This is a genomic window from Lentzea sp. NPDC042327, from assembly GCF_040647275.1.
GTDB lineage: Bacteria > Actinomycetota > Actinomycetes > Mycobacteriales > Pseudonocardiaceae > Lentzea.
This window is the reverse complement of the sequence record NZ_JBEZBX010000014.1, coordinates 57,957-83,383: the sequence shown is the minus strand read 5'-3', so window position 1 is coordinate 83,383 and position 25,427 is coordinate 57,957. Positions and strand designations below refer to the sequence as shown.

Genomic DNA, 25,427 nt, shown 5'->3' with positions numbered 1-25,427 from the left:
GGCGAGCGCCACATAGGCTGCACGCGTGCGTTTGACCCTCCGCGACTTCACGCCGGCGGACGAGGCCGAGGTGCTGCGGCTGTTCGCCGCCTGCGACGACTGGTTCCAGGCCGCCACGGGGCACCCGTCCGGGCCCGGCGACGTGCAGGGGTTGTTCTACGCGTTGCCGGAGGGGGCCGCGTTCGAGCAGAAGCACCTGCTGGTCGCCGAGGCCGAGGGCATGATCGGGTTCGTGGACCTGGTGGTCGACCACCCGGAGCCGGGGCACGCGAGCATCGGGTTCTTCCTGGTGCCGGGCGACCTGCGGCGGTGGGGCATCGGCAGCGAGATGGTCAGGGCGCTGCGCGAGCGGTTCCCGGAGGTCACGCGGGTGCAGGCCGGGCTCAGCGACTTCGAGCCCGGCGTCGAGTTCCTGAGGGCGATGGGGTTCGTGCTGAACGGTCAGCGGGCGGTGCTGGAGCTCGCGCCGAGGTTCGAGGGCCGGTAGCCCTTCGGGTAGCCGGGGTAGGTGCGGTTGCGGGCGTTCGTGAGCTTCACGGTGCGGCGCACGGGCATGTGGCGCACCACGGCGGCACGAGTGCGCAGGGCGAAGCGGCCGAGGGCGCTGAGCCACGCCGGGGCCGCGGTGAAGCCGAACGCGCGGATCATCGGCTGGTCGAGCAGCGCGACCACGGCCCGTGCGACCGCCGGGCGGACCGCTGCCGGGTACCACGAGCAGAACAGGTCCAGGGTGTACTGGCCGATGCGGCGGTTCGAGGGCGCGTAGACGAAGTGCCGGTCCTCGTAGGCCTTCTTGAACGCGCGGTACTCGTCGAAGTCCGCGGGGATGTCGCGGATGCCCATGCGCGCGCCGACCGCGCGGTAGAAGTGGAACGCGGCCAGTTGCTCGTTGCGTGAGAGAGGACGCCAGCCGTACTGGGTGAGCCAGTCGATCGGGTCGTAGATGAACGTGGCGAGCACGTACCGCATGTCGTCGTTGGAGATGTCGTAACGGCCGTGCTGGCGGTTGACGACCCGCAGGGCCTCGCGGCCGCGCGGGGAGTCGTAGCCGTGTTCGACGAGCTCGGCCATCAGCACGGCGGTGTCGTCGTAGCGCTTCTGCGGGCGGCGTTCGAACTCGCCGGTGCGTTCCAGCAGACCGGAGATCGTGGGGACGCAGTAGGTGCGGAACAGCGCGAACTCCAGCGCCTTCTGGTAGTCCCACGGGAACTCCAGGCCGGCGGAGATGCGCAGGACCTCCTGGTGGTCGGCCACCGGGTCCAGCGAGGTGATGCGGCGGAGGTTCGCGAAGCGCATGGCCCCAAGGTCACGCATGGGCCTCGAAACCAAAAGACCCCAGTCGGATGACCAGGGTCTTGAGAAGCTCCCCCAACTGGACTCGAACCAGTAACCCTGCGATTAACAGTCGCATGCTCTGCCAATTGAGCTATGGGGGAATGTTCTGTTGTCTCCGTCAGGCTTGGTTCCTCCTGACAGTGGGTAACTCTACATGAGGCTGGAAACGGGTTCTGCAGGCACCCCCCGTTTAGCCCAGGAACACCACTGACCAGGCCTGTTACGGGAGGGAACCGGATGATGAAGGCCATGCTGATCGGAGCGGCCGTCGGCTACGTGCTCGGAGCGAAGGCCGGGCGGGAGCGCTACGACCAGATCGTGCGCGCCTGGCACCGGCTCACCGAAAGCCCGACCGTGCGCAAAGCCGCTGGTACGGCCAAGGACAAGGCGTTCGAGGCGGCTCACATCGCCAAGGAGAAGTCGGTCGAGGCCGCGCACGTCGCCAAGGAGAAGGCGCCCTGGACCAAGGAGAAGACCACCACCTGGTCCAACGGACAGCCGGTGACCTGAGACGGTCGTCACACCTGAGCGACCACGAAGATCCGCCTGAACGGGAACCACGTCGTGCCGTCGGCTCGCCGCGGGTAGGCCTCGCGCAGCCGCGGTGCCAGCTCCGCGACGTACGCGTCGTAGTCCGAAGAGGACAGCGCGGCCCGCACCGGCCGCAACGCCGTGCCGGAGACCCACTCCAGCACGGGGTCCGCGCCGGAGAGCCGCTGCACGTACGTGGTTTCCCAGGCGTCCACGGAGGAGCAGCCGGTCAGCAGCTCGGCGTACTCGACCGGCTGCAGCACCGGCTGCTCGGCCCGGAAGACGTGCGCCAGCCGCTCACCCGCGACCTCCCGGATCAACCGGTGCGAGGCGTCGGCGTAGTTGCCGGGCACCTGGAACGCGAGCCACGCCCCCTCGGGCAGCACGGCCGCCCACCTCTGCGCGATCACGGGGTGTGACGCAATCCACTGGAGCACCGCGTTGGACACCACGACATCGGTGTCGGGCGGCGGCTCCCAGGTCGTGACGTCGTCCACCCGCGCGTCCACACCGGCCCGCCGCGCGGCCTCGACCATCTCCGGCGACGAGTCGAACGCCTCGACCACGGCGCCCGGCCACCGCTCGCGCAGCGACACCGTCAGGTTGCCGGGGCCGCAGCCCACGTCGACCACGCGCCGCGGCGACTCCGCCCGCACGCGCGCCAGGAGCTCGTAGAACGGCCGCGCCCGGTGATCGGCGAAGGCCAGGTACTGCGCCGGATCCCACATGCCGCTTACAGTACACGCGTACTGCTAGCGCGCCAGCTCTTGCGTGAACAGCGCTAACGCGGCTGCTTCTCGACGAACGCCGTCACCGCCGCCCGCACCGCCGCCTCGTCCACCCCGGCGTCACCGCGGGCCTGCCACACCGACCCGTCCCGTCCCGGGATCTTCCGCTGCAGGACCCACACCCCGGGCGGGTCCACGCGTTCCCGGTGCCGGATCGACCCCTCGACCCGCTGCGAGATCGCGCGCATCACCCGGCCGGGTTCCTCCAGCGCGAACCGTTGCGGCGCAAGGTCTTCCAGCAGCACCACGGACTCGACGACGTCGGCTTCGCGGGCCTCCACGACCCGCAGCGAGCTCTCCCACTTCACCTTGCTGACCAGGTGCCAGCCGATCCGCCGCGGTCCCGGCACCCACAGCCCCAGCGACGTCACGACGAGGTGCCCGCCACCGGTGACGGCGGCCCACGCCACCACGGTCTCCTCGGGCTCCAACGTCCCGTCGAACCCGTCCGGCGCTCCGGAGCCGAACAACCGCTTCCACAAGCCCATCTACAGCACCCCGGCGCTCTGCTGCAGCAGTGCCTTGCGGTACTCCTCCAGCGCCACCAGGTCGCCCCACAGCGCCCGGTACTCGTCGGCGTCCTTGATCGGGGACAGGCGCCGCAGCCGCGACTTCACGTCCTCGATCTGCTTGCTCACCTGCACCTCCTGCAGGCGCGCGATGACCATCGACACGTAGCGGAACTCGTCGTCCTGCTTGACCGCCAGCGGTTCCACGGCCAGCTCCGTCAGCACCGACCGCACCGACGCGTGCGAGCAGTTCTGCGAGATCGCGTCCAGGTACGCCGTGCCCGCCAGACCGGACGAGGCGCCGCCGGCCGCGCGGATCGCGCGGTGCAGAGCCACGTAGGCCGGGTCGGTGAACGCCTCGTCGGGCAGCGAGTCGTACAGCGGGCCCGCGTACTCGGGCAGCCGCAGCGCCACCTTCAGCACCTCGCGTTCGGGCACCAGGCGGGGATCGCGCGGGTTCGGGCGCGCGGGGCCGTCGACGTCGACGGACAGCGCCATCTGGTTCGGGTCCGCGCGCGGCGCCACGGCCGGGGCCTTGCCGCCCGCGACCTGGCGCACCCGGCGCACGACCATGGCCTCGTCGTCCCAGCCCACCCACCAGGCCAGGCGCGTGGCGTAGCCGTCGCGCTTGGCGCGGTCCTTGATCTGCGCGACGAACGGCACCATCTTCTTCAGCGCCTCCACGCGGCCGTCGACCGAGTCGAGGTCGTAGGAGCGCAGCTGGGCTTTGATGGCGAACTCGATCAACGGCGTGCGGCGGGCCACCAGGTCGCGCACGGCCACGTCGCCCTTGGCCTGCCGCAGCTCGCACGGGTCCATGCCGTCGGGCGCCACCGCGATGTAGGTCTGCGCGGAGAACTGCTGCTCGCCCTCGAACGCCTTCAGCGCCGCCTTCTGGCCGGCCTCGTCGCCGTCGAAGGTGAAGATGACCTCGCCGTTCACGTCGTCGTCGATCAGCAGCCTGCGCAGCACGTTCATGTGGTCGGTGCCGAACGCCGTGCCGCACGAGGCGACCGCGGTCGGGACGCCGGCCAGGTGCATGGCCATCACGTCGGTGTAGCCCTCGACGATCACGGCCTGCTTGCGCTTGGCGATCTCCCGCTTGGCCTGGTCGAGGCCGAACAGCACCTGCGACTTCTTGTAGATCATCGACTCGCTGGTGTTGAGGTACTTCGCCTGGATCGGGTCGTCGTCGAAGATCCGCCGCGCGCCGAAGCCGACGACCTCGCCGCCGATGTCCCTGATCGGCCACAGCAGCCGCCGGTGGAACCGGTCGATCGGGCCCTGGCGACCCTCCTTGACCAGCTGCGACTTGATCAGCTCCGCCAGCTCGAAACCGCGGCCCAGCAGGTGCTTGGTGAGCTTGTCCCAGCCGCCGGGGGCGTAGCCGCAGCCGAACTGGCGCGCCGCTGCCTCGTCGAACCCGCGCTCGGCGAGGAACTCGCGGGCCGGCTGGGCCTCGGGCGTCGCGAGCTGCTCCGCGTACCACTCGGCGGCCGCCTTGTGCGCCTCGATGAGCCGGCTGCGCGTGCCCCGGTCGCGCTGGATCGTGTTGCCGCCGCCCTCGTAGGTGAGCTGGATGCCCGCCCGGTCGGCGAGCCGCTCGACGGCCTCCACGAACGACAGGTGCTCGACCTTCATCACGAAGGCGATCACGTCGCCGCCCTCGCCGCAGCCGAAGCAGTGGAACGTGCCGTGCGACGGGCGCACGTTGAACGACGGCGTCTTCTCGTCGTGGAAGGGGCACAGGCCCTTCAACGCTCCCCCGCCGGCCCGCTTGAGCGACACCTGGTCGCCCACGACCTCGTCGATGCGGCTGCGTTCACGCACCAACGCGATGTCGCTTTCCCTGATGCGTCCTGCCACACCCCGAGTCTACGGCCTGCCGAAATCCGGCAGTGGCAGACTGCACCCGTGACCGCGGCCGACGTCTTCGCACTGCACCGCACGCACCTGATCGGCGTGGCCTACCGGCTGACCGGCAGCGTCGCCGACGCCGAGGACGCGGTGCAGGAGGCGTGGCCGAAGTTCGCCAAGGCCGTGGGTCTGGACGACGCCCGCGCGTGGCTCACCACCGTCGTGAGCCGCATCTGCCTGGACCGGCTGCGGTCGGCGGCCGTGCGCCGGGAGACGTACGTGGGCTCGTGGCTGCCCGAGCCGCTGCTCACGACCGGTGAGGCGGACGACCCGCTGGCGTCGGTCGTGCAGGCGGACGGCGTGCGCATGGCCGCGCTCGTGGTGCTCGACCGGCTCACGCCCGACCAGCGCGTGGCGTTCGTGCTGCACGACGCGTTCTCCCTGCCGTTCAGCGAGATCGCCGACGTGCTCGGCGTCTCGGAGGCCTCCGCTCGCCAGCACGCCTCCCGTGCGCGCAAGGCCGTGGCCGGTGCCGAACCGCCGCCCCGCTCGGCGCTCGCCGAGCAGCAGGAGGTGCTGGAGAAGTTCCTGCACGCCATGTCGAGCGGTGACATCGACGCCGTCTTGGGCCTGCTGCACCCGCAGGCGGTCATGGTCGGCGACGGCGGCGGCAAGGCGCGCACCGCGGTCCACACGGTCACCGGCGCGGAGAAGATCGCCCGCTTCTTCTTCGGCCTCATGCGCAAGTACGGCTTCGACCGGGACGGCATGCCGGAGCTGCGGCCCACGCTCGTCAACGGCGAGCTGGGGGTGGTCATGGCCGCGACGGGCGAGGCGTCCCGGCGCGTGATCACCATGGCCGTGCACGACGGCAAGGTGCACGCGGTCTACGACATGGCGAACCCGGACAAGCTCGCCCACGTGGTGTTCTGACCGCGTTTTTTGGTCTGGACCACAACTGGTCCCTGGATCGTTTCGCCGCTTACGTTCGGACGAGTTGGCCAGCCCAAGCCCCCCTGCCGCGGGTTGCAACCACCGGAGTCCGAACATGCCCGAACACGACGAGATCCCCACCCGCCGGGCGTTCCTGGCGACCGCCACCAGCGCGGCCGCCGTGGTCGCACTGACCGCCGCCGGCACCACGACGGCGCGCAGCGCCCCTCTTCCCCTGACCCCGACCTGCGTCGATGACGACGACACCCCGTCGAACATCGAAGGCCCCTACTTCAAGCGCAACTCCCCGCAGCGCACGAACCTGCGCACGCCCGGTGTCACCGGGATCGTGCTGAGCCTCACCGGGTTCGTGTACACGATGAAGTGCGCGCCGATCCAGAACGCCCTGCTGGACTTCTGGCAGGCCGACGACCGCGGCGTGTACGACAACACGACCTTCAAGATGCGCGGCCACCAGTTCACGAACGCCTCCGGCGCCTACGTGCTGGAGACGATCATCCCGAAGGACTACCCCGGCCGGACCCCGCACATCCACGTGAAGGTGCAGGCCCGCGGCGGCCCGATCCTCACCACGCAGCTGTTCTTCCCGGACAACCTGCGGGCGTACGGGATGAACGTGGCCTGGCTGAACCGGCGCGACGCCTACCTCGACCGCGAGTGCGAGGTCGCGCTCGGGCCGCTGGTGGGCAACCGGTACACCGCCAAGTTCGACTTCGTCGTCGAAGGCTGACGATGTGGCCGCACGGGTGATCACCACCGCATCCGCAGCACCTTCCCGACGTCGCGGAGCTTCGGGATCGCGCTGACGAGCTTCAGCTGGACCCTGCCGGACCTGGGCAACGCGCCCAGGTGCGGCAGGTCCACGCTGCGCAGCGCGTCCACCGTGGTCAGTCCGGGGTGCAGCGCCTCGACCTCGCGCGGGTCGTCGACGCCCCAGTGCAACGTCGCCCCGGCGTTGCGCACGGCCGGGACGAGCCGCTGGAGCTTGATCCCCCACGTGCCGTAGACGTCGAACAGCAGCTCGCCGGTCTCGAACCGCTCGGTGACGCGCCGGACCAGCGCGTGCCCCTCGGCACGGGTGAGGTACATCGACAGGCCCTCGAACACGACGACGACCGGGCGGGCCGGCGACACGGCGTCGAGCCACCCGTCGTCGGTGACCGACCCGGCGACGAGCCGGTACTCGCCGGTCGGCACCGGCAGCAGCTTGTGCCGCAACGCCACCACGTCCGGCAGGTCGACGTCCACCCACCGCACGGTGTCGGGCCGGTCCAGCCGGTGCACGCGCGTGTCGAGGCCGCACGCGAGGTGCAGGACGGTGCACGACGGGGTGCGCCGGAGGAAGTCGGCGGTCCAGTCGTCGAGCACCTTCGCCCTGATGGCGACGCCGACGGCGCTGGTGGTGGTCATGCCGGTCCTGGTGAAGTCGTAGTCGATCCGGTCGACCGCGCGGCGGGCCTCCACGTCGTGCAGCACGGAGGCCGCCCGCTCGCTGTCCAGGGCCCTGCCGTACAGCGTGGCGAGCATGGTCTCCTGCGCACCGGTGAGCGTGATCTTCTCCACGTCTCCCAGTGTGCCGGGGTCCGGCAGGCGTCCCCACCGGCGAACCCCCTTGGTCCTCGTCCTGGCCGGTGGACGGGGCAGCTCCGCGGAATGTGACACCTTTGGGTGACTGGGTCGTGGACCTGGCAGCTCATAGGGTCCAGTTCATGAGCAACGACTTCGTGCTGGACATCGACCACGAGTCGGCCGGCCTGCTGGCGGGAACGCTGCTGGCGGGCGACTCGTGCGCGGTCCCGGTGCGGCACCAGAACGTCCGCCTGCTGCTGTGCGCGCTGCCCGGCGAGGACGGGATGCGGCTCTTCCTGCGGCGCAACACCCCGAACTAGCGGTCGTAGACGGCCACGTACTCCATGAGGAGGTCGCGGGAGCGTTCGTTGTCGAGCGCCACGTCGTGCAACCGGCGGAAGGCGCACACGCACCGTTCGACGGTCGCGGTGTCGCTGGCCGTGACCCAGTTCGCCAGGTAGACGAGCGGAGGTTCGTGGGCGTACTGGATGAGCGCCACGTCGGTCCCGATGGCCGCTGCCCCGCCCGCACTGGCCGGCACGACCCTGATCGACGGGGCGTGGAACAGCAGGTGCAGGACCTGGTCCTCCATCAGCCGGTTGCCGCCGACGACGGTGCGCAGCGCGTACTCGTGGATGAAGAAGACGCAGTGCGGCAGCACGCCGTCGCGCAGCAGCTCCGGCGTGGGTGCGAGCCCGAGCGCGGCCGTCAGCGCCTTCGAGTAGCACTCGGTGCGCAGCAGGACCGGGATGGTGACGCCGCTGAAGCAGGTGATCCGCGTGGCGCCCGCGGCCGCGAGCACGACGTACTGCTCACCGGCACCGTGCTGGGTCATGCCAGAACGGTAAGGGCAAGATCATGATCTCGCCGCGCGAAACGCTCGCCCTACAGGGCGAATGGTGCCCACGGGTGGCTGGTCAGGGACGGGCGACCTGCGCGAGGAAGTAGACGGCGCCGGACCGCGCGTTGCGGACGGCGAGCAGGAACGGCCGGTCGACGGTCACCACGACCGGGTCGGACGGGATCTCGAAGGACACCGTGCGGAACGTGACCGCGGTCGCCGCGGCGCCTTCGAGGCCTTCCTCGTCCAGGCGCAGCACCGCCTCGTGCACCACGTCGTCGACGAACATCCGCTCGTCCGGGGAGAGCCCGGAGAAGTCGGCCTCGCGCGTGAACATGCGCTCGACGCCGAGCCGCCGCAGCGTTCCCTTGAGGTTGAACCGCGCCCGGACGTCCACTTTGGGCAGTGAGAGCTCGAGGCGCACGTGGCTGCCCGCGGTGAGCACGGACGGGTCGAGCGGCTGGTCGAGCGAGGTGTCCGGCAGCAGGACCACGGTCTCGATCCCGGAGTCGGCGGGCAGCGCGATCGACTGCCAGCCGCCCTGGTGGGCGTAGCGGAACTTCTCGGTGACCCGCATGGTCGGCACGTCGACGTCGCCGCCGGGTGCGTGGAACGGGCGCTGCTCGGTGTCGGCCTCGGGGAACGCGTTCAGCCAGCCGGTCTTGAGGTACAGGGCGTTGACGATGATCGCGGCGGCGTCCGCGGGCGGTGGTGCGGCGAGCAGCTCGGGGATCAGGCCGCGGGTGGTCTCGGCGACGTCGGTGTTGACGAGCTTGCGCACGGTCTGCGGGTCGGAGAACGCGGTGCGGCGCACCGAGTCCGCCAGCGGGAAGGCCGGGTCGACCGTCAGGTCGTCGTCGGCCCACAGGGTGTTCGCGACGGACAGCTCCGGCACGTCGAGCGAGTCGGCGTCGGAGAAGTCCCCGAGCAGCGCGTCGAGCTCGGTGCGGGTCGGCCCTGCGGCGGCCGCGCGGGCCAGCGCGAGCGCGCTGGCCACGGAGAACGGCGACCAGCAGGCGGTCTCGGCGGGATCAGGGACGGCGACGCGGTGCAGGTTCAGTGCGAAGTCGGCCTGATCGGTCACGAAGACCCTCCTCCAAGGTGCGCGGACCCGGTGGGTACCCGTCTCCTGTTCCCCCGAAGCTACGCCGATGCGCGGTGCCAGGCCACGGCCTGCGCGTCGGTCAGCAGGGCGACCTGGTCGACCACGACGCGCAGCCGGGCCGCGTCGGTGGTGGCGGCGGCGAACACCGGGCGGAACGCGGGGTCGAGCAGTTCCGGGCGCCGCAGCAGGCGGGTGACGAGCTCGGTGATCAGCTCGCGTTGCGCGGCCTGCATGGCCAGGCGGGCCGGGTCGCTCATGACGTAGCGGACGGCCATCGCCTTGAGCAGCGCCACCTCGGCCGCGACCTGGCCGGGGACCTCCAGCGCGGCCCCGTACCTGGTCAGCGGGCCGTCGCCGTGCACGGCGCGGGTCGCGGTGACGGCGGCGCTCGCGAACCGGCCGACCAGCTCGCTGGTGAGGTTCTTCAACGCGACCTGCGCGCCGAGCGAGCCGTCGTACTCGTGTTCGGTGAAGTACGCGATCACGGGCAGCTCGACGAGCTGCTGCGCGGTGGCCTCCAGCGTGGCGACCGACTCGTCGGAGAACGTCTTCGCGGCCAGCGAGGCGATCGCGGCCCGTTCGTCGGGGCGGGCGAGCGCGGCGAGGCTGATGCGGTGGGCCAGCACGCCGTCCTCGACGTCGTGCACCGAGTACGCGACGTCGTCGGACCAGTCCATCACCTGCGCCTCGATGCACCTCGCCCGGTCCGGTGCGCCCGCGCGCATCCACTCGAACACGTCGAGGTCGTCGTCGTACGCGCCGAACTTCACCACGCCCGGCGTGCGCGGCCACGGGTACTTCGTCGCCGCGTCGAGCACCGCGCGCGTGAGGTTGAGGCCGTGCCGCGACTTGGGTTCGAGGCGGGCGAGGATGCGGAACGTCTGCGCGTTCCCCTCAAAACCACCGCACGGGCCCGCGAGCTCGTTCAGCGCCCTCTCGCCGTTGTGCCCGAACGGCGGGTGGCCGATGTCGTGCGCGAGACCGGCCGTGTCGACGATGTCCGGGTCGCAGCCGAGCTCCTCGCCGATGCCGCGGCCGATCTGGGCGACCTCCAGCGAGTGCGTCAGGCGGGTCCGCGGCACACCGGTGACCTCGGAGCCCTCACCAGGGCCGACGACCTGGGTCTTGCCGGCGAGCCTGCGCAGCGCCGCGGAGTGCAGGACGCGGGCGCGGTCGCGGGAGAACGGGGTGCGCTTTTCTGTGCGGGCCCCCGGCAGCGCGGCGCTCTTGGGTCCTTCCGCGAGCAGGCGCTCCGCGTCGTGGCCGGTGTATCCCATCACCCGATCTTAGGGAGCTTGAGCTCGTCGAACACGCCTGCGTGCGCCTTCATCAGCCGGTAGTACAGCAACGCCCCGGTCTCGCGCTTGATGTAGAACAGCTGCGCTTGGCGGGTCTGCACGTTCGGGCCGACCCTGGTCGGCGACGTCCACGCGCGCAGGCCGGCGTCCTCGGCCATCGTGCGGGCGCGCAGCGAGTGCCACGGGTCGCTGACGATCACGGCGGTCTTGAGGTCGCGCTCCTTGGCGACCGACGCGACGGCGCGCAGCGAGCCGAGCGTGTCCGCGCCCTCGCCGACCTGCAGCACCCGGTCCTCGGGAACCCCGCGCTCGACCAGCCACAGCTTGCCGACCTGGCCCTCGGTGAAGTTGTCGCCGGGCTGGCGGCCGCCGGTGGTGGCGATGTACCGGACGACGCCCTCCTGGTAGAGCCCGAGTGCGTGTCCCAGGCGGGCTTCGAGCACGTCGGAGGGCACGCCGTTGTACTGCGCGGCGCCCAGGACGATCGCCATGTCGGCCTTCGTCCAGTCGTCCACCCGCGCGACCTGCCACACGCGGACCGCCGTGCCGCCCACGACCAGCAGCCCGACGACCAGCGCACCGAAGACGAGGCGCAACACGATCCGGCGAATCCTGGCGAGTGGTCTCAGGGTGGTCGTCCGCACACCCAGCATGCTCCCAGACGGCGGGGGTCCCGCGTTGACGCCCCTGCGAGGATCTTCGTCATGCCTGCTGAGCAGCCGACCATCCTCGCGACGTCCGGGGGCTACCGCTCCGGCCGCCGGACCAACCTCGAGTTCAACAAGCTGATCCACTTCGCCCTGGAGCTGTCCGGGGTGCAGGGGCGCAAGCCGCGGTTCTGCCACGTCGGGACAGCGGGCGGCGACCAGCGGGCGATGAACGCCAACGTGGTCGAGGCCGGTGCCGTCGCCGGCGTCGAGGTGTCGGTGCTCAACCTGTTCACGATGCCGCCGACCGACGACCTGGAGTCGTTCGTGCTGGCGCAGGACGTCGTGTGGGTGGGCGGCGGTTCGGTGGCGAACCTGCTCGCGGTGTGGGAGGTGCACGGCCTCGGACCGGTGTTCCGCAAGGCGTGGGAGGCCGGTGTCGTGCTCAGCGGTGTCTCCGCGGGCTCGATCTGCTGGCACACCGGCGGCGCGACCGACTCGTTCGGACCGGACCTGCGCATCGTCACCAACGGCCTCGGCCTGCTGCCCTACGGCAACGGCGTGCACTACGACTCCGAGGAGCAGCGCCGGCCCAAGGTCCACGAGGCGGTGGCCGCGGGCGTGCTGCCGACGACCTACTGCACCGACGACGGCGCCGGGCTGCTCTACCGCGGCACCGAGCTCGTCGAGGCCGTGGCGGAACGTCCCGGCAGCGGCGCGTACGTCGTGACCAGGGACGTTTCTTCAGCAACCGCACAGGAGGAAAAGCTCGACACCCGCCTGCTGTGAGGCACACCTTGGAGGTGTGCGCCGGCTGCTGATCGTCCTCATCGCGGCGGCCGTCTACGTGGTCCCGGACGCCGCGCCCTGCTTCGCCCACGGCCAACCGATATCCGATATATCAGTTTTCCGTGGACCTGATGTACTGGATATCAGCCCGGACTCCGGAGCTACCGGCGATATATCGGATACGGGTTCGTCGGCGATATCCGATATATCAGCAGCTGACATATCGGCGGCGGTAGCTGCGGGCGGTGCGTCTGACGTCGGCGTCGCGGTGCTCGACCTGAAGACGGGTCAGCTCGTCGAGCAGCAGGGCGAGCAGCAGTTCTACTCGGCGTCGTTGTCGAAGCTGCTGCTGGCGGTGGACGCGCTCCAGCAGCCCGTGACCGACGCGGACCGCGAACTGATACATCGCGCGTTGAGCGCGAGCGACGACAGCGCGATGGACGTGCTCTGGACCAGGTTCGACGGCGTGGGCGCCATCGGTCGCGTCGCCGCGGCCGCCGGACTCACCGGCACGCACGCGCCGGACGACCCGTCGCAGTGGGGCGAGGTCGTCATCACGGCCGACGACATGGTGCGGCTCTACCGGTACGTCCTCAGCTCGCCGGTGCGCGACGCGGTCGTCACGGCTCTGTCCGCGGCGCCCGCCACCGCGGCCGACGGCTTCGACCAGGCGTTCGGCCTGCTCGGCGGCACCGGCGCGTACGCCAAGCAGGGCTGGATGTACTACCTGCCCAGCGACGTCTACCTGCACAGCGCCGGCGTGCTCGACGACCGCTACGCCGTCGCCGTCCTCACCACGAGCCCGACCGGGTCCTGGACCACCGCGCGCCAAGCCATCGACGCCGTGACCACCGCGCTGCTCGCGAAGCTCGGCGTCAACGGCTGAGCCGTTCCGGTTCCGGCCAGGGCCGCTTCCCGGTGCACTCGCGCACCACCAGGTGGACGAGCACGATCCCGCAGCGCACGGCGTGCACGTCAACCACCCGCGTCAGCGGCGCTCACCGCCGCCCCGACCCACCCGGCCCGCCGTTTCCGGTTGCCCGCCTGAGCGCACAACACCCCCGTACAACGCGAAAGCGGGCCGGGCTCGACGCCCGACCCGCTCTGCGGAACCCGTGTGCGGCTCAGCAGCCGACCAGGCGCGCGGCCAGGTACGACTCCAGCTGGTCCATCGCCACCCGCTCCTGCGACATCGTGTCCCGCTCCCTCACCGTCACGGCGAGGTCGGTGAGCGTGTCGAAGTCGACCGTCACGCAGAACGGCGTGCCGATCTCGTCCTGGCGGCGGTAGCGGCGACCGATGGCACCCGCGTCGTCGAAGTCGACGTTCCAGTTGCGGCGCAGGTCCGTCGCGAGGTCACGGGCCTTCGGCGAGAGGTCGGCGTTGCGCGACAACGGCAGCACGGCGACCTTCACCGGTGCGAGCCTGCGGTCGAGCTTCAGCACGACGCGCTTGTCGACACCGCCCTTGGCGTTCGGGGCCTCGTCCTCGGTGTAGGCCTCCAGCAGGAACGCCATCATCGGCCGGCCGACACCCGCCGCGGGCTCGATGACGAACGGCTTGTAGCGCGAGTTCGTGGCCTGGTCGAAGTACGACAGGTCGACACCCGAGGCGTTGGAGTGCGTGGTGAGGTCGAAGTCGGTGCGGTTGGCGATGCCCTCGAGCTCGCCCCACTCCTGGCCGCCGAACTGGAAGCGGTACTCGATGTCGACGGTCCGCTTCGAGTAGTGCGACAGCTTCTCCTTCGGGTGCTCGTAGTGGCGCAGGTTCTCCTTCGACACACCCAGTTCCGTGTACCAGCGGGTGCGCTCGTCGATCCAGTACTGGTGCCACTCCTCGTCCGTGCCGGGCTCGACGAAGAACTCCATCTCCATCTGCTCGAACTCGCGGGTGCGGAAGATGAAGTTGCCCGGCGTGATCTCGTTGCGGAACGACTTGCCGATCTGGCCGATGCCGAACGGCGGCTTCTTGCGCGAGGTCGTCTGCACGTTCAGGAAGTTCGTGAAGATGCCCTGCGCGGTCTCCGGGCGCAGGTAGTGCAGGCCCTCCTCGGTCTCGACCGGACCGAGGTGCGTCTTGAGCAGGCCGTTGAACATCTTCGGCTCGGTGTACTTGCCGCGCACGCCGCAGTTGGGGCACGGCACGTCGGAGACGTCGCCCTCGGCGACCTCCTTGCCGGTGCGCTCGGCGTACTCCTCGGACAGGGTGTCCGCGCGGAACCGCTTGTGGCACGACTCGCACTCGATCAGCGGGTCGACGAACGCCTCGACGTGACCGGAGGCGACCCACACGTCACGCGGCAGGATGACCGACGAGTCCAGGCCGACGACGTCCTCGCGGCCGCGGACCATGAAGTTCCACCACTGGCGCTTGATGTTGTCCTTGAGCTCCACGCCCAGGGGGCCGTAGTCCCACGCCGAGCGGGTACCGCCGTAGATCTCCCCGCACGGGTAGACGAACCCCCTGCGCTTGCAGAGGCTGACAACGGTCTCGATGCGATCGGCGGCCAACTTCGAACTCCAACGGGGGAATGAGAATCGGGGGCCACAGCCTAGCCCGTCACGTCGCGCCCCGAACGGGCGACCGGAGCCTTACCCTGCACGAATGGAAGACCGGCTGCGGGAGCTGTGGGACTTCGCCGACCTCGACGGCACCGAGGCGCGGTTCCGCGCGTTCCTGGAGAACGTGCGCACCGACGACGAGCGGGCGGAGGTGCTGACCCAGCTCGCCCGCGCCGAGGGTTTGCGGGAGAACTTCGCCGCAGGTCACGCGCTCGTCGACGAGGCGGAGGCGCTGATCGCACCCGACTCCACCGGCCGTGTGCGGGTGCTGCTCGAACGCGGCCGGCTGCACCGCTCCGCCGGTGACCCGCAGGCGGCGCAACCGCTGTTCGTGGCGGCGTTCATCCTCGCCAAGACCCGCGGTGACCTGTCGCTGGCCGTGGACGCCGCGCACATGGCGTCGCTGGTCGACGACCCGGAGAAGTGGACGAAGCAGGGCCTGGAGCTGGTCGGGGGCAACCCGGAGCTGGGCCGCTGGCTGGGTCCGCTGCACAACAACCTGGGCTGGTACTACTTCGAGAACGGCCGCTTCGACGAGGCGCTGGAGGCGTTCGAGAAGACGCCGGAGGCGTACGCGGAGAGCGGCAAGGCCAAGACGCTGCACGCGCTGGGCCGCACCGAGGAGGCCGCGGCGGCGGCGCGCAGGGCGCTGGAGCTGCTCCCCCACGACTCGCACGACGAGTGGGTCGAGGAGATGCGGGCTATCGCCGAGGCGTAGCCGGGCCCGCCGCCTCGCCCAGCCGCACCGTGAACGCGTCCTCGGCGAGCAGGCTCGTGTGCTCCTCGACCGCACCGCCGGTGCTGGTCAGCGTCGGCTCGTACATCGCGGGCTCGTCGGTCAACGCCTCGGAGAGCAACGGCACCACGTGCTCGCGCACCGGGAACGGCGACATCGCCCGCCGGTAGGCGACCACGGACTCGAACTCCACCGTGAGCACCCAGCGGTCGTCCTCGTCGGTGGACCGCGCCAATGTGCCCCTGAGACATCCCGGCTGGGCGGTCAGGAGCTCGAGGGCGCGTCTCACCCGCGCGGTGAACGCCTCTGGGTCGGACACGCGGAACCGGCACACGAGCAGCACGGTGCAAGGATGGCACGGTGAACTCCAAGCGCCCTCTCCTGCCCGGCGACGGCCCGCTCGCCCGCGTGCGCCCGGCGGTGGCGTTCCTCGCCGTGCTCGCCCTGTTCGTCACGGGCGTCCTGGTCGGCGGCACGGTCGGCGCGGTGCTGCTGGGCGTCCTGATCGTCGGTGCCGTCGCCCTCCTGGCCGCCACCTGGAAGGTTCTTTCCCCAGCTCACCGCACGTTGCGCGTGGTGGTCCTGCTGGTACTCGTCCTCATCGCACTAGAATTGGTTCTGAAAATCCCTACCAGGTGAGGTGTGCCGCCATGACCGTCCAGCTGCACGGCGAGCACTCCCCCGAACGCGCGGCCCCCGCACCGCTGCCACCGCGCTCCGCGCAGACCCTGGCCGCGGCCGGCGACCTGCTCCGCGCACTCGCCGCTCCCGTGCGCATCGCCATCGTGCTCCAACTGCAGGAACACGACCGTTGCGTGCACGAGCTGGTCGAGGCGCTGGGCGTCGCTCAGCCGCTCATCAGCCAGCACCTGCGCGTGCTCAAGTCAGCGGGCGTGGTGCACGGCGAACGGCATGGCCGCGAGGTCGTCTATCGGCTCGTGGACGAACACCTGGCGCACATAGTGGTAGACGCTGTGACGCACGTCGAGGAGAAGTTGTGACCGGACTCAGGTCCACCAAGCAGCGCACGGCCGTCTCGAACCTGCTCGACCAGCTCGACGACTTCCGCAGCGCCCAGGAACTGCACGAGGAGCTCCGCCGCCGCGGCGAGGGCATCGGCCTGACCACGGTCTACCGCACCCTGCAGTCGCTGGCCGACGCGGGCCAGGTCGACGTGCTGCGCACGGACACCGGCGAGGCCATCTACCGCCGCTGCTCCGCCCACCACCACCATCACCTGGTGTGCCGCCACTGCGGCCGCACCGTCGAGGTCGAGGGCCCCGCGGTCGAGAAGTGGGCGGACCGGGTGGCGGCGGAGAACGGCTTCTCGGAGGTCTCGCACACCGTCGAGATCTTCGGGACGTGCGCGGAGTGCACCGCCAAGGGCCTCAAGTAGCCCACCGGCCCAGTGCACGCGGGGAGCTTTCGTACCGTTGTGGGGTACGAAAGGTCCCCGCGTGCACTCGGGAACGGCCGCTCAGCTCTCGTAGGGCTCGGCCGACTCGGCCACCGGCTTAGTGCACGCGGGGAGCTTTCGTACCGTTGTGGAGTACGAAAGGTCCCCGCGTGCACGCGGGAACGGACGGTCAGGACTCGTAGGGCTCGGCTGGCTCGGCGACCGGGTCGGACGACTCGACGGTGAAGCTCGGCACCCACGACGTCTGCTCCGACGCCGACTTCGGCACCACCTGGCCGGTCACCTCGACCCACTGCTCGTCGGGCAGCGCCGGCACGTCGCCGAGCAGCTTCACCTTGAGCGGGCGGGCGTCGGCGGCGCAGCACGAGATCGCGATGCGGGCCACGTACGTCGAGCCCTCCGCGCGGGTCAGGAAGCCGGTGAGCTTGACCTTGCGGCCGTCGAGCGTGCCGGACTCGTCCCACGCCGTGCGGGTGATGAACTCGGTCATCGACAGCGGGATGACGTCACCGGAGGGCAGCTCGCCGAGCAGGTTGCGGGCGCGCTGCGTCTGGTTGGTGTCGGCGGCAGAGCCCACGACGTCACCGCCCAGCGCGGGAGGCGAGATCAGGAACACGGCGAGCACCGGCAGCAGCAACAGCCACGTCGAACGCGACGAGTGCTCGTGACCGAGTTCGGCGTGGTCGTGGTCCGCGGCCTCGACCGGCCTGGCCGCGCGGATGTCGCGGACGATCGCGAACAGCGCCAGGCCGATCATGATCACGCCGCCCGCGATCAGCAGGGGCAACAGGCCCGGCTTCACGTAGCGCAGGTACAGGCCCGAGAAGCTGATCTTCAGCAGCGCACCGCCGAGCAGGACCAGCAGGATGTTCTGGGTTTCCCGCCTCACAGCAGCACCACCCCGGTCAGGACCGCGCACAAGATCGCCACCACGAAGGTAGCGGGTGCGAAGCGGAAGGCGAAGGACCTGCCGAACGCACCCGCCTGCAGGGCGATCAGCTTCACGTCGACGGCGGGGCCGACGACCAGGAACACCAGGCGCGGCAGCAGCGGCAGCGCGGAGAACGCGACGGCCACGAACGCGTCGGCCTCCGAGCACAGCGACAGCACGACCGCCAGGACCGCCATGACCAGCACGCCCAGCACGATCTGGCCGCCGATGGTCTCCATCCAGGCCACCGGCACGAACGTCTTGAACGCCGCCGCGAACAGGCCGCCGAGCACGAGGAACCCGCCGGCGTCGACCAGGTCGTGCCGCGCGCTCTCGGCGAACACGGTCCACCTGTTGGCGCCGGTGTTGTCCTTCATGCGGGCCAGCGCCCGCTCCGCGATCCACTCGGCCTTGCCGAAGCGGACCCACAGCCAGCCCATGACCATCGCCGTGAGCAGCGAGCCGGCGAACCGCGCGACGACCATCATCGGGGTGTCGTTGAACGCCACCGCCGTCGAGACCAGCACGATCGGGTTCACGGCGGGGGCCGCGAGCAGGAACGTCAGCGCCACCGCGGGTGCCACGCCCTGCTGCATGAGCCGCCGCGCCACCGGCACCGACGCGCACTCGCAGCCCGGCAGCGCCACGCCCGCGACACCCGCGACCGGGACCGCCAGCGCCGTCTTCGACGGCAGCGCCCTGCGCAGCACCGAGGCCGGGACGAACGCCGCGATCGCGCCCGAGATCAGCACGCCCAGCACCAGGAACGGCATGGCCTGCACGCAGATGGCGACGAACACCGTCGAGGCGGTGCGCAGCTTCGGCACGTCGAGCAGGTCGACGAGCCGGGACTGGAAGAGCAGTGCGAGGACGAGCACCCCGCACAGCACCTCCAACGACGTGATCTTCAGCCGAGGCGGGCCGGAGCGGCGCTTCGGCGAGCGGATCTCGCCGGTGATCGTCATTCCGCGTCCAGCAGCCTGCGGTAGGTGCGCTCCATGCCCGCGCGGATCTCCTCGGGCGAGGGCGGCTCCGCGAACTCGGCCTCCTCCTCGACGAGCTCCTCGTCGTCGAAGTCGACCGCGGTGCCGTTGACGGTGTCGTCCTCGGCCTCGTCCTCCTCGGCCGCGGCTTCACGCAGGTCCTCGATCGTCGCGATGACGTCGGCCGCGCTCAGCGCCGGCAGCATCGGTGCGACGACGGCCAGCACGCCGCCCTCGGTGTCGTCGAGCGCCACGGCCTCGGCCAGCGCCACCGCGTGGTCGCGCTCGTAGGGCCCGCAGATGAAGGAGTCCCACTCCTCCCCGCCGGACGGCTCGAACGTCACCGTCCACGGGAACTCGTTGACCTCGGAGTCCTCTTCCGGCTCGTAAATGATCACGCCACCCATGGAAGGGGTTCCTTTCTGAAAAGCTAGGAGAAGCGGGACAGCAGCTCGCCGCGCACCTGCGACGCGGTCGAGACGACGAGCATGAGCAGCGTGCTCAGCGGCTCGGGCTTGAGCCCGTCCGCCGGGAACGCGTACCGCAGCATCACGTCGACACCGCGCTGGGACGCGATCACGCCGAGCGTGCCGAAGAGGCCCTGACCAGCGCGTTCCGCCACCCAGACGGCGGCGTCGGCCGGCAGGTCCCACGCGACGACGCACGTCAGCGAGAGAACGGTCAGGCCGTCGGCCAGCTCCATGCCCTGCACCGCGCACGGCACGTCGCCGTGGCGGAAGCTGAGCGCGCCGTCGTCGTCGACCGCGACGTCGTGGAACAGCTCCAGCGCCTTGCGGGCGGACTCCAGGGCGTCACCTGTGGCGTTCACGAGACCTCCGAGTCGGGCTTGTCGACCGCACCACCGAAGCGCCGGTCGCGCTCGGCGAACTTCTCGCAGGCGCGCCACAGGTCGCGGCGGTCGAAGTCGGGCCAGAGGATGTCCTGGAACACCAGCTCGGCGTACGCGGACTGCCAGAGCATGAAGTTCGAGGTGCGCTGCTCGCCGGACGGCCGGATGAACAGGTCCACGTCCGGCATCTCGGGCTGGTACAGGTAGCGGGCGAGGGTCTTCTCGTCGACCTTCTCCGGGTTGAGCTGCCCGGCGGCGACCAGCCGCGCGATCTCGCGGGCGGCGTCACCGATCTCGGCGCGGCCACCGTAGTTGATGCACATCGCGAGGTTCAGCCGGTCGTTGTCGCGGGTGCGCTCCTCCGCGACCTCCAGCTCCTTGATGACGCTGCGCCACAACCGCGGCCGGCGCCCCGCCCAGCGCACCCGCACGCCCAGCTCGTCGAGCTCGTCGGTGCGGTGGTGGATCACGTCGCGGGAGAAGCCCATCAGGAAGCGGACCTCTTCCGGGCTGCGGCGCCAGTTCTCCGTGGAGAAGGCGTACAACGACAGCCACTTCACACCCATCTCGATCGCGCCCTTGGCGACCTCGACGACGACCTGCTCACCGCGCTTGTGGCCCTCGACCCTGGACAGGCCGCGCTGGTTGGCCCAGCGGCCGTTGCCGTCCATGACGATCGCGATGTGCTTGGGCACGAACTCGGCCGGGATCGCCGGGGGCACAGCGCCGGACGGGTGCGGCTCCGGCGGGCGCGGCACGCGCTTCTCAGCCTCGGCACGACGTCGACGCAGCATTGGACCAGGCATCCTCTCGGGCGAAAACCGTTGTCGGTAGGCGCCACATTAGCCTTCGTCGGCACGGGCCTTGCGCTCGACCAACGGCAACGACCGCAGCTGCCGCTCCAGGTGCCACTGCAGGTGCGCCGCGACCAGCCCACTCGCGTCACGGCGGGCCAGGTGCGGAATCCCGTCGACCACGTCCCACTGCCCGTGCAGCAACGCGGACAGCAACGACAGCGTGTCGCTCGACGGCGACGCGGACCCCGGCGGACGGCAGTTCGGGCACACCGACCCACCGGCCTGGACGCTGAACGCGCGGTGCGGACCGGGGTCACCGCACTTCGCGCACTCGTTGACCGCGGGCGCCCACCCGGCGAACGACATCGCCCGCATCAGGAACGCGTCCAGGACCAGCGACGGATCGCGCTCAGCCGCCGCCAACGCCCGCAGCGCGCCCGCGACCAGCAGGTACAGCCGCACGGCCGGTTCGCCCTCTTCGGCGGTGAGGCGGTCGGCGGTCTCCAGCACCGCGCACGCGGCCGTGTAGCGCTGGTAGTCGTCCACGATGCCCACGCCGAACGCGTCGAGCGTCTGCACCTGCGTGACGATGTCGAGCGAACGGCCGGGGTGGAACTGCGCGTCGACGTGGCAGAACGGCTCCAGCCGCGCGCCGAACTTCGACGTCGTGCGGCGCACGCCCTTGGCCACGGCGCGCAGCTTGCCGTGCCGCTGGGTCAGGAAGGTGATGATCCGGTCCGCTTCACCGAGCTTCTGCACGCGCAGCACGATCCCGGTGTCGCGGTACAGGTTCGCCATCAGAAGCCCAGGCGGCGCAACTGCTTCGGGTCGCGCTGCCAGTCCTTGGCGATCTTGATGTGCAGGTCCAGGTACACGCGGGTGCCCAGCAGCGCCTCGATCTGCTTGCGCGCGGCCGTGCCGACCTGCTTGAGCCGCTCACCCCGGTGTCCCAGGATGATCGCCTTCTGCGACGGCCGCTCCACGAACACGAACGCGTGGATGTCGATCAGGTCGTCGCGGCCCTCGCGCGGCAGCATCTCCTCGACCACCACGGCGATGGAGTGCGGCAGCTCGTCGCGCACGCCCTCCAGCGCGGCCTCGCGGATCAGCTCGCCGACCAGCGTCTGCTCCGGCTCGTCGGTCAGGTCGCCGTCCGGGTACAGCGGCGGGCCCTCCGGCAGCTTGCCCAGCAGCAGGTCACCGAGCTTGTCGACCTGGAAGCCGTCGACCGCCGACACCGGGATGATCTCGGCGAACTCCATGACCTTCTGCAACGCGAGCAGCTGCTCCACCACCTGCTGCTGCGACACCAGGTCGGTCTTGGTGACGATGCCGACCACCGGCGTGCGCTTCGCGACCTTCTCCAGCTCGGCGGCGATGAACTTGTCGCCCGGCCCGACCTTCTGGTCGGCCGGCACGCAGAAGCCGACCACGTCGACCTCCGACCACGTCTCGCGCACCAGGTCGTTCAGGCGCTGACCCAGCAACGTGCGCGGCCGGTGCAGCCCCGGCGTGTCCACCAGCACCAGCTGGCCGTCCTCGCGGTGCACGATGCCGCGGATCGTGTGCCGGGTCGTCTGCGGCTTGCTCGACGTGATGGCGACCTTCGTGCCCACCAGCGCGTTCGTCAGCGTCGACTTCCCTGCGTTCGGGCGGCCGACGAAGCACGCGAACCCGGAGCGGTAACCATCCATCCCGCCATTGTCCCTGGGACCGGCAACGGGGTTGTCGCCGGTCCCGGGATCTGCTATTCCACGCCACACACGACCGTCAGGACCAGGCCTTCTGGTGCACCGCGCTGTCGTTGCCGGTCACGAAGGCGTCGATGCGGTTCGGGCCCCACGACACCGCGGCGGCACCGGACGACAGCACCCCGCCGTGCCACTCCCACGCGTGCCAGACCGTGTCGAACGCCTTGTGGTAGAGCGAGTTGTCCGTGCCGCGGGCGAACACGTCGAGCCGGCCGGGCGCCCACGACGCGACACCCGGTGCCTGGTCGATGCCCCCGCCCAGCGACTCCCACGACCCCCACACGCCGTTGTCGGCCCACGTGTGGTGCAGCGAGCTGTCGGCGCCCTTGGCGAACACGTCGACCCGGTTCGCGTCCCAGGACACCGCCGCTGGCGTCGAGGCCAGGTCGCCGCCCAGCGCGGTCCAGCCCGACCAGGTGCCGTCGGCGAAGCTCTTCACGTGCAGACCGGTGTCCCCGGCGCCGCCGCGGCCGACGGTGAACAGGTCGAGCCGGCCGGGACCGCGCGACGAGATCGCCGCGCCGTAGCGGTACGTGCCGGTGTCGAGCGTCTCCCACGGGCGCCACACGCCGTCGTAGACCAGCCGCTGCACCCCGCCCGCGGCGTCACCGGCCACCACGTCGATGCGGCCGGGACCCCACGCCACCGCGGACGGCGAGGTCGTGAGGTAGCCGCCGAGCGACTCCCAGTCGTGCCAGCGGCCGTTCTCGTACACCCGGTGCCGCAACGCGTAGTCGGTGCCCACGGCGAACACGTCGAGCCGGCCGGGACCCCACGTCGTGACGGCGGGCGTGCCGTACACCTGCCCGCCGTGCCCGGTCCAGTCGCTCCAGGCCGCGTGCGCCACCGGCCCGGACAGGAACAGCGTGCCCGCGGCGATCGCGAGCACGCTGAACAAAGCGGTCAAACGTCTCATCCGCACTTCCCCCTCGTACCAGGCGGGCTCCCCCGCCCACGGGGTCAGCGCACCACGTCCGCGACCTCTCCGGCCGAAGTTGCACGAAAAACCGGCGCAGTTGCCGCGAGATCCCGCACCGCCGCCACGGACGCCTCGTCCAGACCGCCCGCGTCGGTCACCACGACCGCCGCCTCCAAGCCCTCCGCACCGCTCGACACCGCAGCCGCGACGGCCGCCTGCAGAGCGGTGAGCCGCAACGACGGCAACGACACCGTGGACGCGTTGTAGGTGCGCCCGTCCAGGTCGCGGACCGCGGCCCCCTCCGCCGCACCGTTGCGCGCACGCACCGACCGCGCGAGCGTGACGAGCTTCGCGTCCTCGGCACCCAGGCCGTCGACACCGGCGTCAGTCATCCTTCTCCTCCTGGTTGGGCAGCGGGCGCACCAGCACCGTGGTGACCCTGATGCGGCCGCGTTCGTCCTTGCCGCCCTCCGCCCGCATGCGCAGACCGGCGATCTCCGCCTCCGTGCCGGGCAGCGGCACCCGGCCCAGGCGCTGCGCGAGCAGGCCGCCGACGGTCTCCACCTCGTGGTCGTCGAGCTCGGTGCCGAACAACGCGTCCAGGTCGTCGACCGGCAGCCGCGCGCTCACCCGCACCGTCCCGTCGGGCAGGTGCTCCACCGGCGGACGGTCGTCGGTGTCGGACTCGTCGGTGATCTCGCCGACGATCTCCTCGAGGATGTCCTCGATCGTCAGCAGCCCCGCCGTGCCGCCGTACTCGTCGACCACGATCGCCATGTGCCGCCGCGACAGCTGCATCTCCCGCAGCAGGTCCGCGATCGGCTTCGTGTCCGGGATGAAGCTCACCGGCCGCATCAGCTCGGCGACGTGCTCGGGGTTCTCGTCCTCCGCGAGCGTCGCCCGCATCAGGTCCTTGAGGTTCACCACGCCCAGGATGTCGTCGACGCTCTCCCCGATCACCGGCACGCGGGTGTAGCCGGTGCGCAACGACAGCGCGAGCGCCTGCCGCAGCGACTTGGCCTGCTCGATCCACACGATCTCGGTGCGCGGCACCATGATCTCGCGGGCGATCGTGTCACCCAGCTCGAACACCGAGTGGATCATCTCCCGCTCGCCCTCGTCGACCACACCGCGCTCCTGCGCCATGTCGACGAGCTCGCGCAGCTCCACCTCGGAGGAGAACGGGCCCTCGCGGAACCCCTTGCCCGGCGTGATCGCGTTGCCGATCAGGATCAGCAGCTTCGACAACGGCCCCAGCACCCGGCCGAGCTGGCGGACCGTGCCCGCCGCGGCCAAGCTCACGCCGTACGGGTGCTGACGGCCGATCGTGCGCGGCCCGACACCCACCAGCACGTACGACACGACCAGCATGCTCAGGCACGAGTACAGCGCCGCGAGCCAGTCCTCCTCGACGTACTGCAGGAACACGCCCGTGACCAGCACCGTCGCGGACAGCTCGCAGAACAGCCGCAGCAGCAGCAACAGGTTGACGTGCCGCGGCCGGTCGTTGAGCACCTGCAACAGCTGGCCGGTCCCCCACCGGCCCTGCCGTTGCAGTGCTTCCACCCGCGCACTCGACACGGTGCCCAGCGCGGCGTCAGCGCACGCGAACAGGCCCGCGGCGAGCACGAGGACGACGGCCAGCAGCAGGAGACCGGCAGGGCTCTCGCTCATTCTCAGTCTCTCTTGGCGCGATCAGTCTTCTTCGGGGTGCTGCAGCGGCTTCTGCTCGTCGAGACCGACGGCGCCGAGCACCTTGTCATCCGCACTGCGCTGGTGCGCGGCCCGCTCGGCCTCGTCCCGCGCCGCGCGGAAGTCCGCGAGGATGCGGTTCTGCAACGTGAACATCTCACGTTCCTCGGCCGGCTCGGCGTGGTCGTAGCCGAGCAGGTGCAGCACGCCGTGCACGGTCAGCAGGTGCAGCTCGTCCAGCAGGCCGTGGCCCGCCTTCTTGGCCTGGTCCTTGGCGAACGCCGGGCACAGCACGATGTCCCCGAGCAGCGCGGGACCGAGCCCCGCCGCGTCGGGCCTGCGGGCCGAGTCCAGCTCGTCCATGGGGAAGGCCATGACGTCCGTGGGACCGGGCAGGTCCATCCAGCGCTCGTGCAGGTCGGCCATGACGTCCAGCTCGACGAGCAGGACGGACAGCTCGGCCAGCGGGCTCACGCCCATGCGGTCCAGCGCGAAGCGGGCGGCGGAGACGATGGAACCCTCGTCGACCCCGACGCCCGACTCGTTGGCGATCTCGATGCTCACGGC

General features: G+C 70.7%; 33 protein-coding genes and 1 tRNA gene. 11 read left to right on the top strand and 23 right to left on the bottom strand.

The window, feature by feature from the left end:
• Nucleotides 1-25 precede the first annotated feature (25 nt).
• A complete protein-coding gene (locus AB0A63_RS30415) occupies nt 26-487 on the top strand; it encodes a GNAT family N-acetyltransferase (protein WP_360397195.1) in 462 nt (153 codons plus the stop codon).
• Here the strand turns inward: AB0A63_RS30415 and AB0A63_RS30410 are convergent.
• Both AB0A63_RS30410 and AB0A63_RS30405 read right to left on the bottom strand, forming a co-directional pair.
• Complete coding sequence (locus AB0A63_RS30410; protein WP_360397194.1) at nt 442-1,296, bottom strand: oxygenase MpaB family protein; 855 nt, start codon at nt 1,294-1,296, stop codon at nt 442-444. The two genes, AB0A63_RS30415 and AB0A63_RS30410, sit on opposite strands and share 46 nt — an antisense overlap.
• A 67-nt stretch (nt 1,297-1,363) precedes the next feature.
• Nucleotides 1,364-1,436 (bottom strand) — tRNA-Asn (locus AB0A63_RS30405).
• Between the two features lie 148 nt (nt 1,437-1,584).
• Between AB0A63_RS30405 and AB0A63_RS30400 the strand changes: the two genes are divergently transcribed.
• Complete coding sequence (locus tag AB0A63_RS30400) at nt 1,585-1,845, top strand: YtxH domain-containing protein (protein WP_360397193.1); 261 nt, start codon at nt 1,585-1,587, stop codon at nt 1,843-1,845.
• 8 nt (nt 1,846-1,853) lie between these two features.
• On the opposite strand, the gene AB0A63_RS30395 is transcribed toward AB0A63_RS30400, so the two are convergent.
• Genes AB0A63_RS30395 through dnaG form a run of 3 tightly spaced genes read right to left on the bottom strand, consistent with a single transcriptional unit; the run spans nt 1,854 to nt 5,029 of the window.
• The gene (locus tag AB0A63_RS30395) at nt 1,854-2,594 is read right to left on the bottom strand and encodes a trans-aconitate 2-methyltransferase (protein WP_360397192.1); all 741 of its coding nucleotides are present in this window, start codon (nt 2,592-2,594) and stop codon (nt 1,854-1,856) included.
• A 53-nt stretch (nt 2,595-2,647) separates the two neighbouring features.
• Nucleotides 2,648-3,142, bottom strand: a complete 495-nt coding sequence (locus tag AB0A63_RS30390; protein ID WP_360397191.1) for a hypothetical protein — start codon at nt 3,140-3,142, stop codon at nt 2,648-2,650.
• On the bottom strand, nt 3,143-5,029 hold the full coding sequence (dnaG, locus tag AB0A63_RS30385; RefSeq protein ID WP_360397190.1) for a DNA primase: 1,887 nt from the start codon (nt 5,027-5,029) through the stop codon (nt 3,143-3,145).
• A 48-nt stretch (nt 5,030-5,077) separates the two neighbouring features.
• Here dnaG and AB0A63_RS30380 point away from each other — a divergent pair, with 48 nt between their 5' ends.
• Both AB0A63_RS30380 and AB0A63_RS30375 read left to right on the top strand, forming a co-directional pair.
• Entirely contained in the window at nt 5,078-5,953 is an 876-nt protein-coding gene (locus AB0A63_RS30380) for a sigma-70 family RNA polymerase sigma factor (RefSeq protein ID WP_360397189.1), read from the top strand.
• Between the two features lie 115 nt (nt 5,954-6,068).
• The gene (locus AB0A63_RS30375; protein WP_360397188.1) at nt 6,069-6,704 is read left to right on the top strand and encodes a dioxygenase; all 636 of its coding nucleotides are present in this window, start codon (nt 6,069-6,071) and stop codon (nt 6,702-6,704) included.
• A gap of 20 nt (nt 6,705-6,724) precedes the next feature.
• On the opposite strand, the gene AB0A63_RS30370 is transcribed toward AB0A63_RS30375, so the two are convergent.
• Nucleotides 6,725-7,537: a class I SAM-dependent methyltransferase gene (locus AB0A63_RS30370; protein ID WP_360397187.1), complete on the bottom strand. Its 813-nt coding sequence runs from the start codon at nt 7,535-7,537 to the stop codon at nt 6,725-6,727.
• Between the two features lie 146 nt (nt 7,538-7,683).
• Between AB0A63_RS30370 and AB0A63_RS30365 the strand changes: the two genes are divergently transcribed.
• On the top strand, nt 7,684-7,863 hold the full coding sequence (locus AB0A63_RS30365) for a hypothetical protein (RefSeq protein WP_030472123.1): 180 nt from the start codon (nt 7,684-7,686) through the stop codon (nt 7,861-7,863).
• On the opposite strand, the gene AB0A63_RS30360 is transcribed toward AB0A63_RS30365, so the two are convergent.
• The 4 genes from AB0A63_RS30360 to AB0A63_RS30345 all read right to left on the bottom strand — a co-directional run bounded on the left by AB0A63_RS30360 (nt 7,860) and on the right by AB0A63_RS30345 (nt 11,440).
• Nucleotides 7,860-8,378, bottom strand: coding sequence for a Scr1 family TA system antitoxin-like transcriptional regulator (locus AB0A63_RS30360; RefSeq protein WP_360397186.1), 519 nt, complete (start codon nt 8,376-8,378; stop codon nt 7,860-7,862). The genes AB0A63_RS30365 and AB0A63_RS30360 overlap by 4 nt on opposite strands.
• Nucleotides 8,379-8,460: 82 nt before the next feature.
• The gene (locus AB0A63_RS30355; protein WP_360397185.1) at nt 8,461-9,468 is read right to left on the bottom strand and encodes a serpin family protein; all 1,008 of its coding nucleotides are present in this window, start codon (nt 9,466-9,468) and stop codon (nt 8,461-8,463) included.
• A gap of 59 nt (nt 9,469-9,527) precedes the next feature.
• On the bottom strand, nt 9,528-10,766 hold the full coding sequence (locus AB0A63_RS30350; RefSeq protein ID WP_360397184.1) for a deoxyguanosinetriphosphate triphosphohydrolase: 1,239 nt from the start codon (nt 10,764-10,766) through the stop codon (nt 9,528-9,530).
• On the bottom strand, nt 10,766-11,440 hold the full coding sequence (locus AB0A63_RS30345) for a YdcF family protein (RefSeq protein ID WP_360397183.1): 675 nt from the start codon (nt 11,438-11,440) through the stop codon (nt 10,766-10,768). The genes AB0A63_RS30350 and AB0A63_RS30345 overlap by 1 nt, the downstream gene beginning before the upstream one ends.
• Before the next feature lie 51 nt (nt 11,441-11,491).
• On the opposite strand from AB0A63_RS30345, the gene AB0A63_RS30340 reads away from it, so the two are divergent.
• Nucleotides 11,492-12,223: a peptidase E gene (locus AB0A63_RS30340; RefSeq protein WP_360397182.1), complete on the top strand. Its 732-nt coding sequence runs from the start codon at nt 11,492-11,494 to the stop codon at nt 12,221-12,223.
• 16 nt (nt 12,224-12,239) lie between these two features.
• The gene (locus AB0A63_RS30335; RefSeq protein WP_360397181.1) at nt 12,240-13,109 is read left to right on the top strand and encodes a serine hydrolase; all 870 of its coding nucleotides are present in this window, start codon (nt 12,240-12,242) and stop codon (nt 13,107-13,109) included.
• Nucleotides 13,110-13,347: 238 nt separating this feature from the next.
• Here the strand turns inward: AB0A63_RS30335 and AB0A63_RS30330 are convergent, their stop codons facing one another.
• Nucleotides 13,348-14,733 (bottom strand): glycine--tRNA ligase, encoded by a 1,386-nt coding sequence (locus AB0A63_RS30330; RefSeq protein ID WP_360397180.1) that lies wholly within the window; start codon nt 14,731-14,733, stop codon nt 13,348-13,350.
• Nucleotides 14,734-14,827: 94 nt separating this feature from the next.
• Here AB0A63_RS30330 and AB0A63_RS30325 point away from each other — a divergent pair, with 94 nt between their 5' ends.
• The gene (locus tag AB0A63_RS30325) at nt 14,828-15,502 is read left to right on the top strand and encodes a tetratricopeptide repeat protein (protein ID WP_360397179.1); all 675 of its coding nucleotides are present in this window, start codon (nt 14,828-14,830) and stop codon (nt 15,500-15,502) included.
• Here AB0A63_RS30325 and AB0A63_RS30320 read toward each other — a convergent pair.
• Nucleotides 15,486-15,863, bottom strand: coding sequence for an antibiotic biosynthesis monooxygenase family protein (locus AB0A63_RS30320; protein ID WP_360397178.1), 378 nt, complete (start codon nt 15,861-15,863; stop codon nt 15,486-15,488). The genes AB0A63_RS30325 and AB0A63_RS30320 overlap by 17 nt on opposite strands.
• Before the next feature lie 17 nt (nt 15,864-15,880).
• Between AB0A63_RS30320 and AB0A63_RS30315 the strand changes: the two genes are divergently transcribed.
• The 3 genes from AB0A63_RS30315 to AB0A63_RS30305 are packed head-to-tail and all read left to right on the top strand — an operon-like array spanning nt 15,881 to nt 16,916.
• Nucleotides 15,881-16,159, top strand: coding sequence for a hypothetical protein (locus AB0A63_RS30315; protein ID WP_360397177.1), 279 nt, complete (start codon nt 15,881-15,883; stop codon nt 16,157-16,159).
• A gap of 11 nt (nt 16,160-16,170) precedes the next feature.
• Nucleotides 16,171-16,521, top strand: a complete 351-nt coding sequence (locus AB0A63_RS30310) for a metalloregulator ArsR/SmtB family transcription factor (protein WP_065913762.1) — start codon at nt 16,171-16,173, stop codon at nt 16,519-16,521.
• The gene (locus tag AB0A63_RS30305) at nt 16,518-16,916 is read left to right on the top strand and encodes a Fur family transcriptional regulator (protein WP_360397176.1); all 399 of its coding nucleotides are present in this window, start codon (nt 16,518-16,520) and stop codon (nt 16,914-16,916) included. The genes AB0A63_RS30310 and AB0A63_RS30305 overlap by 4 nt, the downstream gene beginning before the upstream one ends.
• A 190-nt stretch (nt 16,917-17,106) precedes the next feature.
• Here the strand turns inward: AB0A63_RS30305 and AB0A63_RS30300 are convergent, their stop codons facing one another.
• The 11 genes from AB0A63_RS30300 to ybeY all read right to left on the bottom strand — a co-directional run bounded on the left by AB0A63_RS30300 (nt 17,107) and on the right by ybeY (nt 25,424).
• Nucleotides 17,107-17,826, bottom strand: coding sequence for a TIGR03943 family protein (locus AB0A63_RS30300; RefSeq protein ID WP_360397175.1), 720 nt, complete (start codon nt 17,824-17,826; stop codon nt 17,107-17,109).
• On the bottom strand, nt 17,823-18,833 hold the full coding sequence (locus AB0A63_RS30295) for a permease (protein WP_360397174.1): 1,011 nt from the start codon (nt 18,831-18,833) through the stop codon (nt 17,823-17,825). Before AB0A63_RS30295 ends, AB0A63_RS30300 begins: the two co-directional genes overlap by 4 nt.
• A complete protein-coding gene (locus AB0A63_RS30290) occupies nt 18,830-19,249 on the bottom strand; it encodes a hypothetical protein (protein WP_360397173.1) in 420 nt (139 codons plus the stop codon). The genes AB0A63_RS30295 and AB0A63_RS30290 overlap by 4 nt, the downstream gene beginning before the upstream one ends.
• 32 nt (nt 19,250-19,281) lie before the next feature.
• Entirely contained in the window at nt 19,282-19,680 is a 399-nt protein-coding gene (locus tag AB0A63_RS30285; protein WP_360397172.1) for a hypothetical protein, read from the bottom strand.
• On the bottom strand, nt 19,677-20,495 hold the full coding sequence (locus AB0A63_RS30280) for an isoprenyl transferase (RefSeq protein ID WP_360397171.1): 819 nt from the start codon (nt 20,493-20,495) through the stop codon (nt 19,677-19,679). Before AB0A63_RS30280 ends, AB0A63_RS30285 begins: the two co-directional genes overlap by 4 nt.
• A 48-nt stretch (nt 20,496-20,543) precedes the next feature.
• Complete coding sequence (gene recO / locus AB0A63_RS30275; protein ID WP_360397170.1) at nt 20,544-21,296, bottom strand: DNA repair protein RecO; 753 nt, start codon at nt 21,294-21,296, stop codon at nt 20,544-20,546.
• Nucleotides 21,296-22,192: a GTPase Era gene (gene era, locus AB0A63_RS30270; RefSeq protein ID WP_360397169.1), complete on the bottom strand. Its 897-nt coding sequence runs from the start codon at nt 22,190-22,192 to the stop codon at nt 21,296-21,298. The genes recO and era overlap by 1 nt, the downstream gene beginning before the upstream one ends.
• A gap of 76 nt (nt 22,193-22,268) precedes the next feature.
• A complete protein-coding gene (locus AB0A63_RS30265; RefSeq protein ID WP_360397168.1) occupies nt 22,269-23,165 on the bottom strand; it encodes a carbohydrate-binding protein in 897 nt (298 codons plus the stop codon).
• Between the two features lie 44 nt (nt 23,166-23,209).
• On the bottom strand, nt 23,210-23,560 hold the full coding sequence (locus tag AB0A63_RS30260; RefSeq protein WP_360397167.1) for a cytidine deaminase: 351 nt from the start codon (nt 23,558-23,560) through the stop codon (nt 23,210-23,212).
• Nucleotides 23,553-24,842 carry a hemolysin family protein gene (locus tag AB0A63_RS30255; RefSeq protein ID WP_360397166.1) on the bottom strand — a complete coding sequence of 430 codons (1,290 nt, stop codon included), beginning with the start codon at nt 24,840-24,842 and terminating at the stop codon, nt 23,553-23,555. Before AB0A63_RS30255 ends, AB0A63_RS30260 begins: the two co-directional genes overlap by 8 nt.
• A 21-nt stretch (nt 24,843-24,863) precedes the next feature.
• Nucleotides 24,864-25,424: an rRNA maturation RNase YbeY gene (gene ybeY, locus AB0A63_RS30250; protein WP_360397165.1), complete on the bottom strand. Its 561-nt coding sequence runs from the start codon at nt 25,422-25,424 to the stop codon at nt 24,864-24,866.
• Between the last annotated feature and the right edge of the window lie 3 nt (nt 25,425-25,427).

What these genes read in the sequence shown, in the direction of transcription:
- AB0A63_RS30410 (WP_360397194.1), bottom strand. Translation starts at nt 1,296, where the DNA reads ATGCGCTTCGCGAACCTCCGCCGCATCACCTCGCTGGACCCGGTGGCC.
- AB0A63_RS30400 (WP_360397193.1), top strand. Translation starts at nt 1,585, where the DNA reads ATGCTGATCGGAGCGGCCGTCGGCTACGTGCTCGGAGCGAAGGCCGGG.
- AB0A63_RS30395 (WP_360397192.1), bottom strand. Translation starts at nt 2,594, where the DNA reads ATGTGGGATCCGGCGCAGTACCTGGCCTTCGCCGATCACCGGGCGCGG.
- AB0A63_RS30390 (WP_360397191.1), bottom strand. Translation starts at nt 3,142, where the DNA reads ATGGGCTTGTGGAAGCGGTTGTTCGGCTCCGGAGCGCCGGACGGGTTC.
- AB0A63_RS30375 (WP_360397188.1), top strand. Translation starts at nt 6,069, where the DNA reads ATGCCCGAACACGACGAGATCCCCACCCGCCGGGCGTTCCTGGCGACC.
- AB0A63_RS30365 (WP_030472123.1), top strand. Translation starts at nt 7,684, where the DNA reads ATGAGCAACGACTTCGTGCTGGACATCGACCACGAGTCGGCCGGCCTG.
- AB0A63_RS30360 (WP_360397186.1), bottom strand. Translation starts at nt 8,378, where the DNA reads ATGACCCAGCACGGTGCCGGTGAGCAGTACGTCGTGCTCGCGGCCGCG.
- AB0A63_RS30350 (WP_360397184.1), bottom strand. Translation starts at nt 10,766, where the DNA reads ATGGGATACACCGGCCACGACGCGGAGCGCCTGCTCGCGGAAGGACCC.
- AB0A63_RS30345 (WP_360397183.1), bottom strand. Translation starts at nt 11,440, where the DNA reads ATGCTGGGTGTGCGGACGACCACCCTGAGACCACTCGCCAGGATTCGC.
- AB0A63_RS30340 (WP_360397182.1), top strand. Translation starts at nt 11,492, where the DNA reads ATGCCTGCTGAGCAGCCGACCATCCTCGCGACGTCCGGGGGCTACCGC.
- AB0A63_RS30325 (WP_360397179.1), top strand. Translation starts at nt 14,828, where the DNA reads ATGGAAGACCGGCTGCGGGAGCTGTGGGACTTCGCCGACCTCGACGGC.
- AB0A63_RS30310 (WP_065913762.1), top strand. Translation starts at nt 16,171, where the DNA reads ATGACCGTCCAGCTGCACGGCGAGCACTCCCCCGAACGCGCGGCCCCC.
- AB0A63_RS30295 (WP_360397174.1), bottom strand. Translation starts at nt 18,833, where the DNA reads ATGACGATCACCGGCGAGATCCGCTCGCCGAAGCGCCGCTCCGGCCCG.
- AB0A63_RS30280 (WP_360397171.1), bottom strand. Translation starts at nt 20,495, where the DNA reads ATGCTGCGTCGACGTCGTGCCGAGGCTGAGAAGCGCGTGCCGCGCCCG.
- recO (WP_360397170.1), bottom strand. Translation starts at nt 21,296, where the DNA reads ATGGCGAACCTGTACCGCGACACCGGGATCGTGCTGCGCGTGCAGAAG.
- era (WP_360397169.1), bottom strand. Translation starts at nt 22,192, where the DNA reads ATGGATGGTTACCGCTCCGGGTTCGCGTGCTTCGTCGGCCGCCCGAAC.
- AB0A63_RS30265 (WP_360397168.1), bottom strand. Translation starts at nt 23,165, where the DNA reads ATGAGACGTTTGACCGCTTTGTTCAGCGTGCTCGCGATCGCCGCGGGC.
- AB0A63_RS30260 (WP_360397167.1), bottom strand. Translation starts at nt 23,560, where the DNA reads ATGACTGACGCCGGTGTCGACGGCCTGGGTGCCGAGGACGCGAAGCTC.
- AB0A63_RS30255 (WP_360397166.1), bottom strand. Translation starts at nt 24,842, where the DNA reads ATGAGCGAGAGCCCTGCCGGTCTCCTGCTGCTGGCCGTCGTCCTCGTG.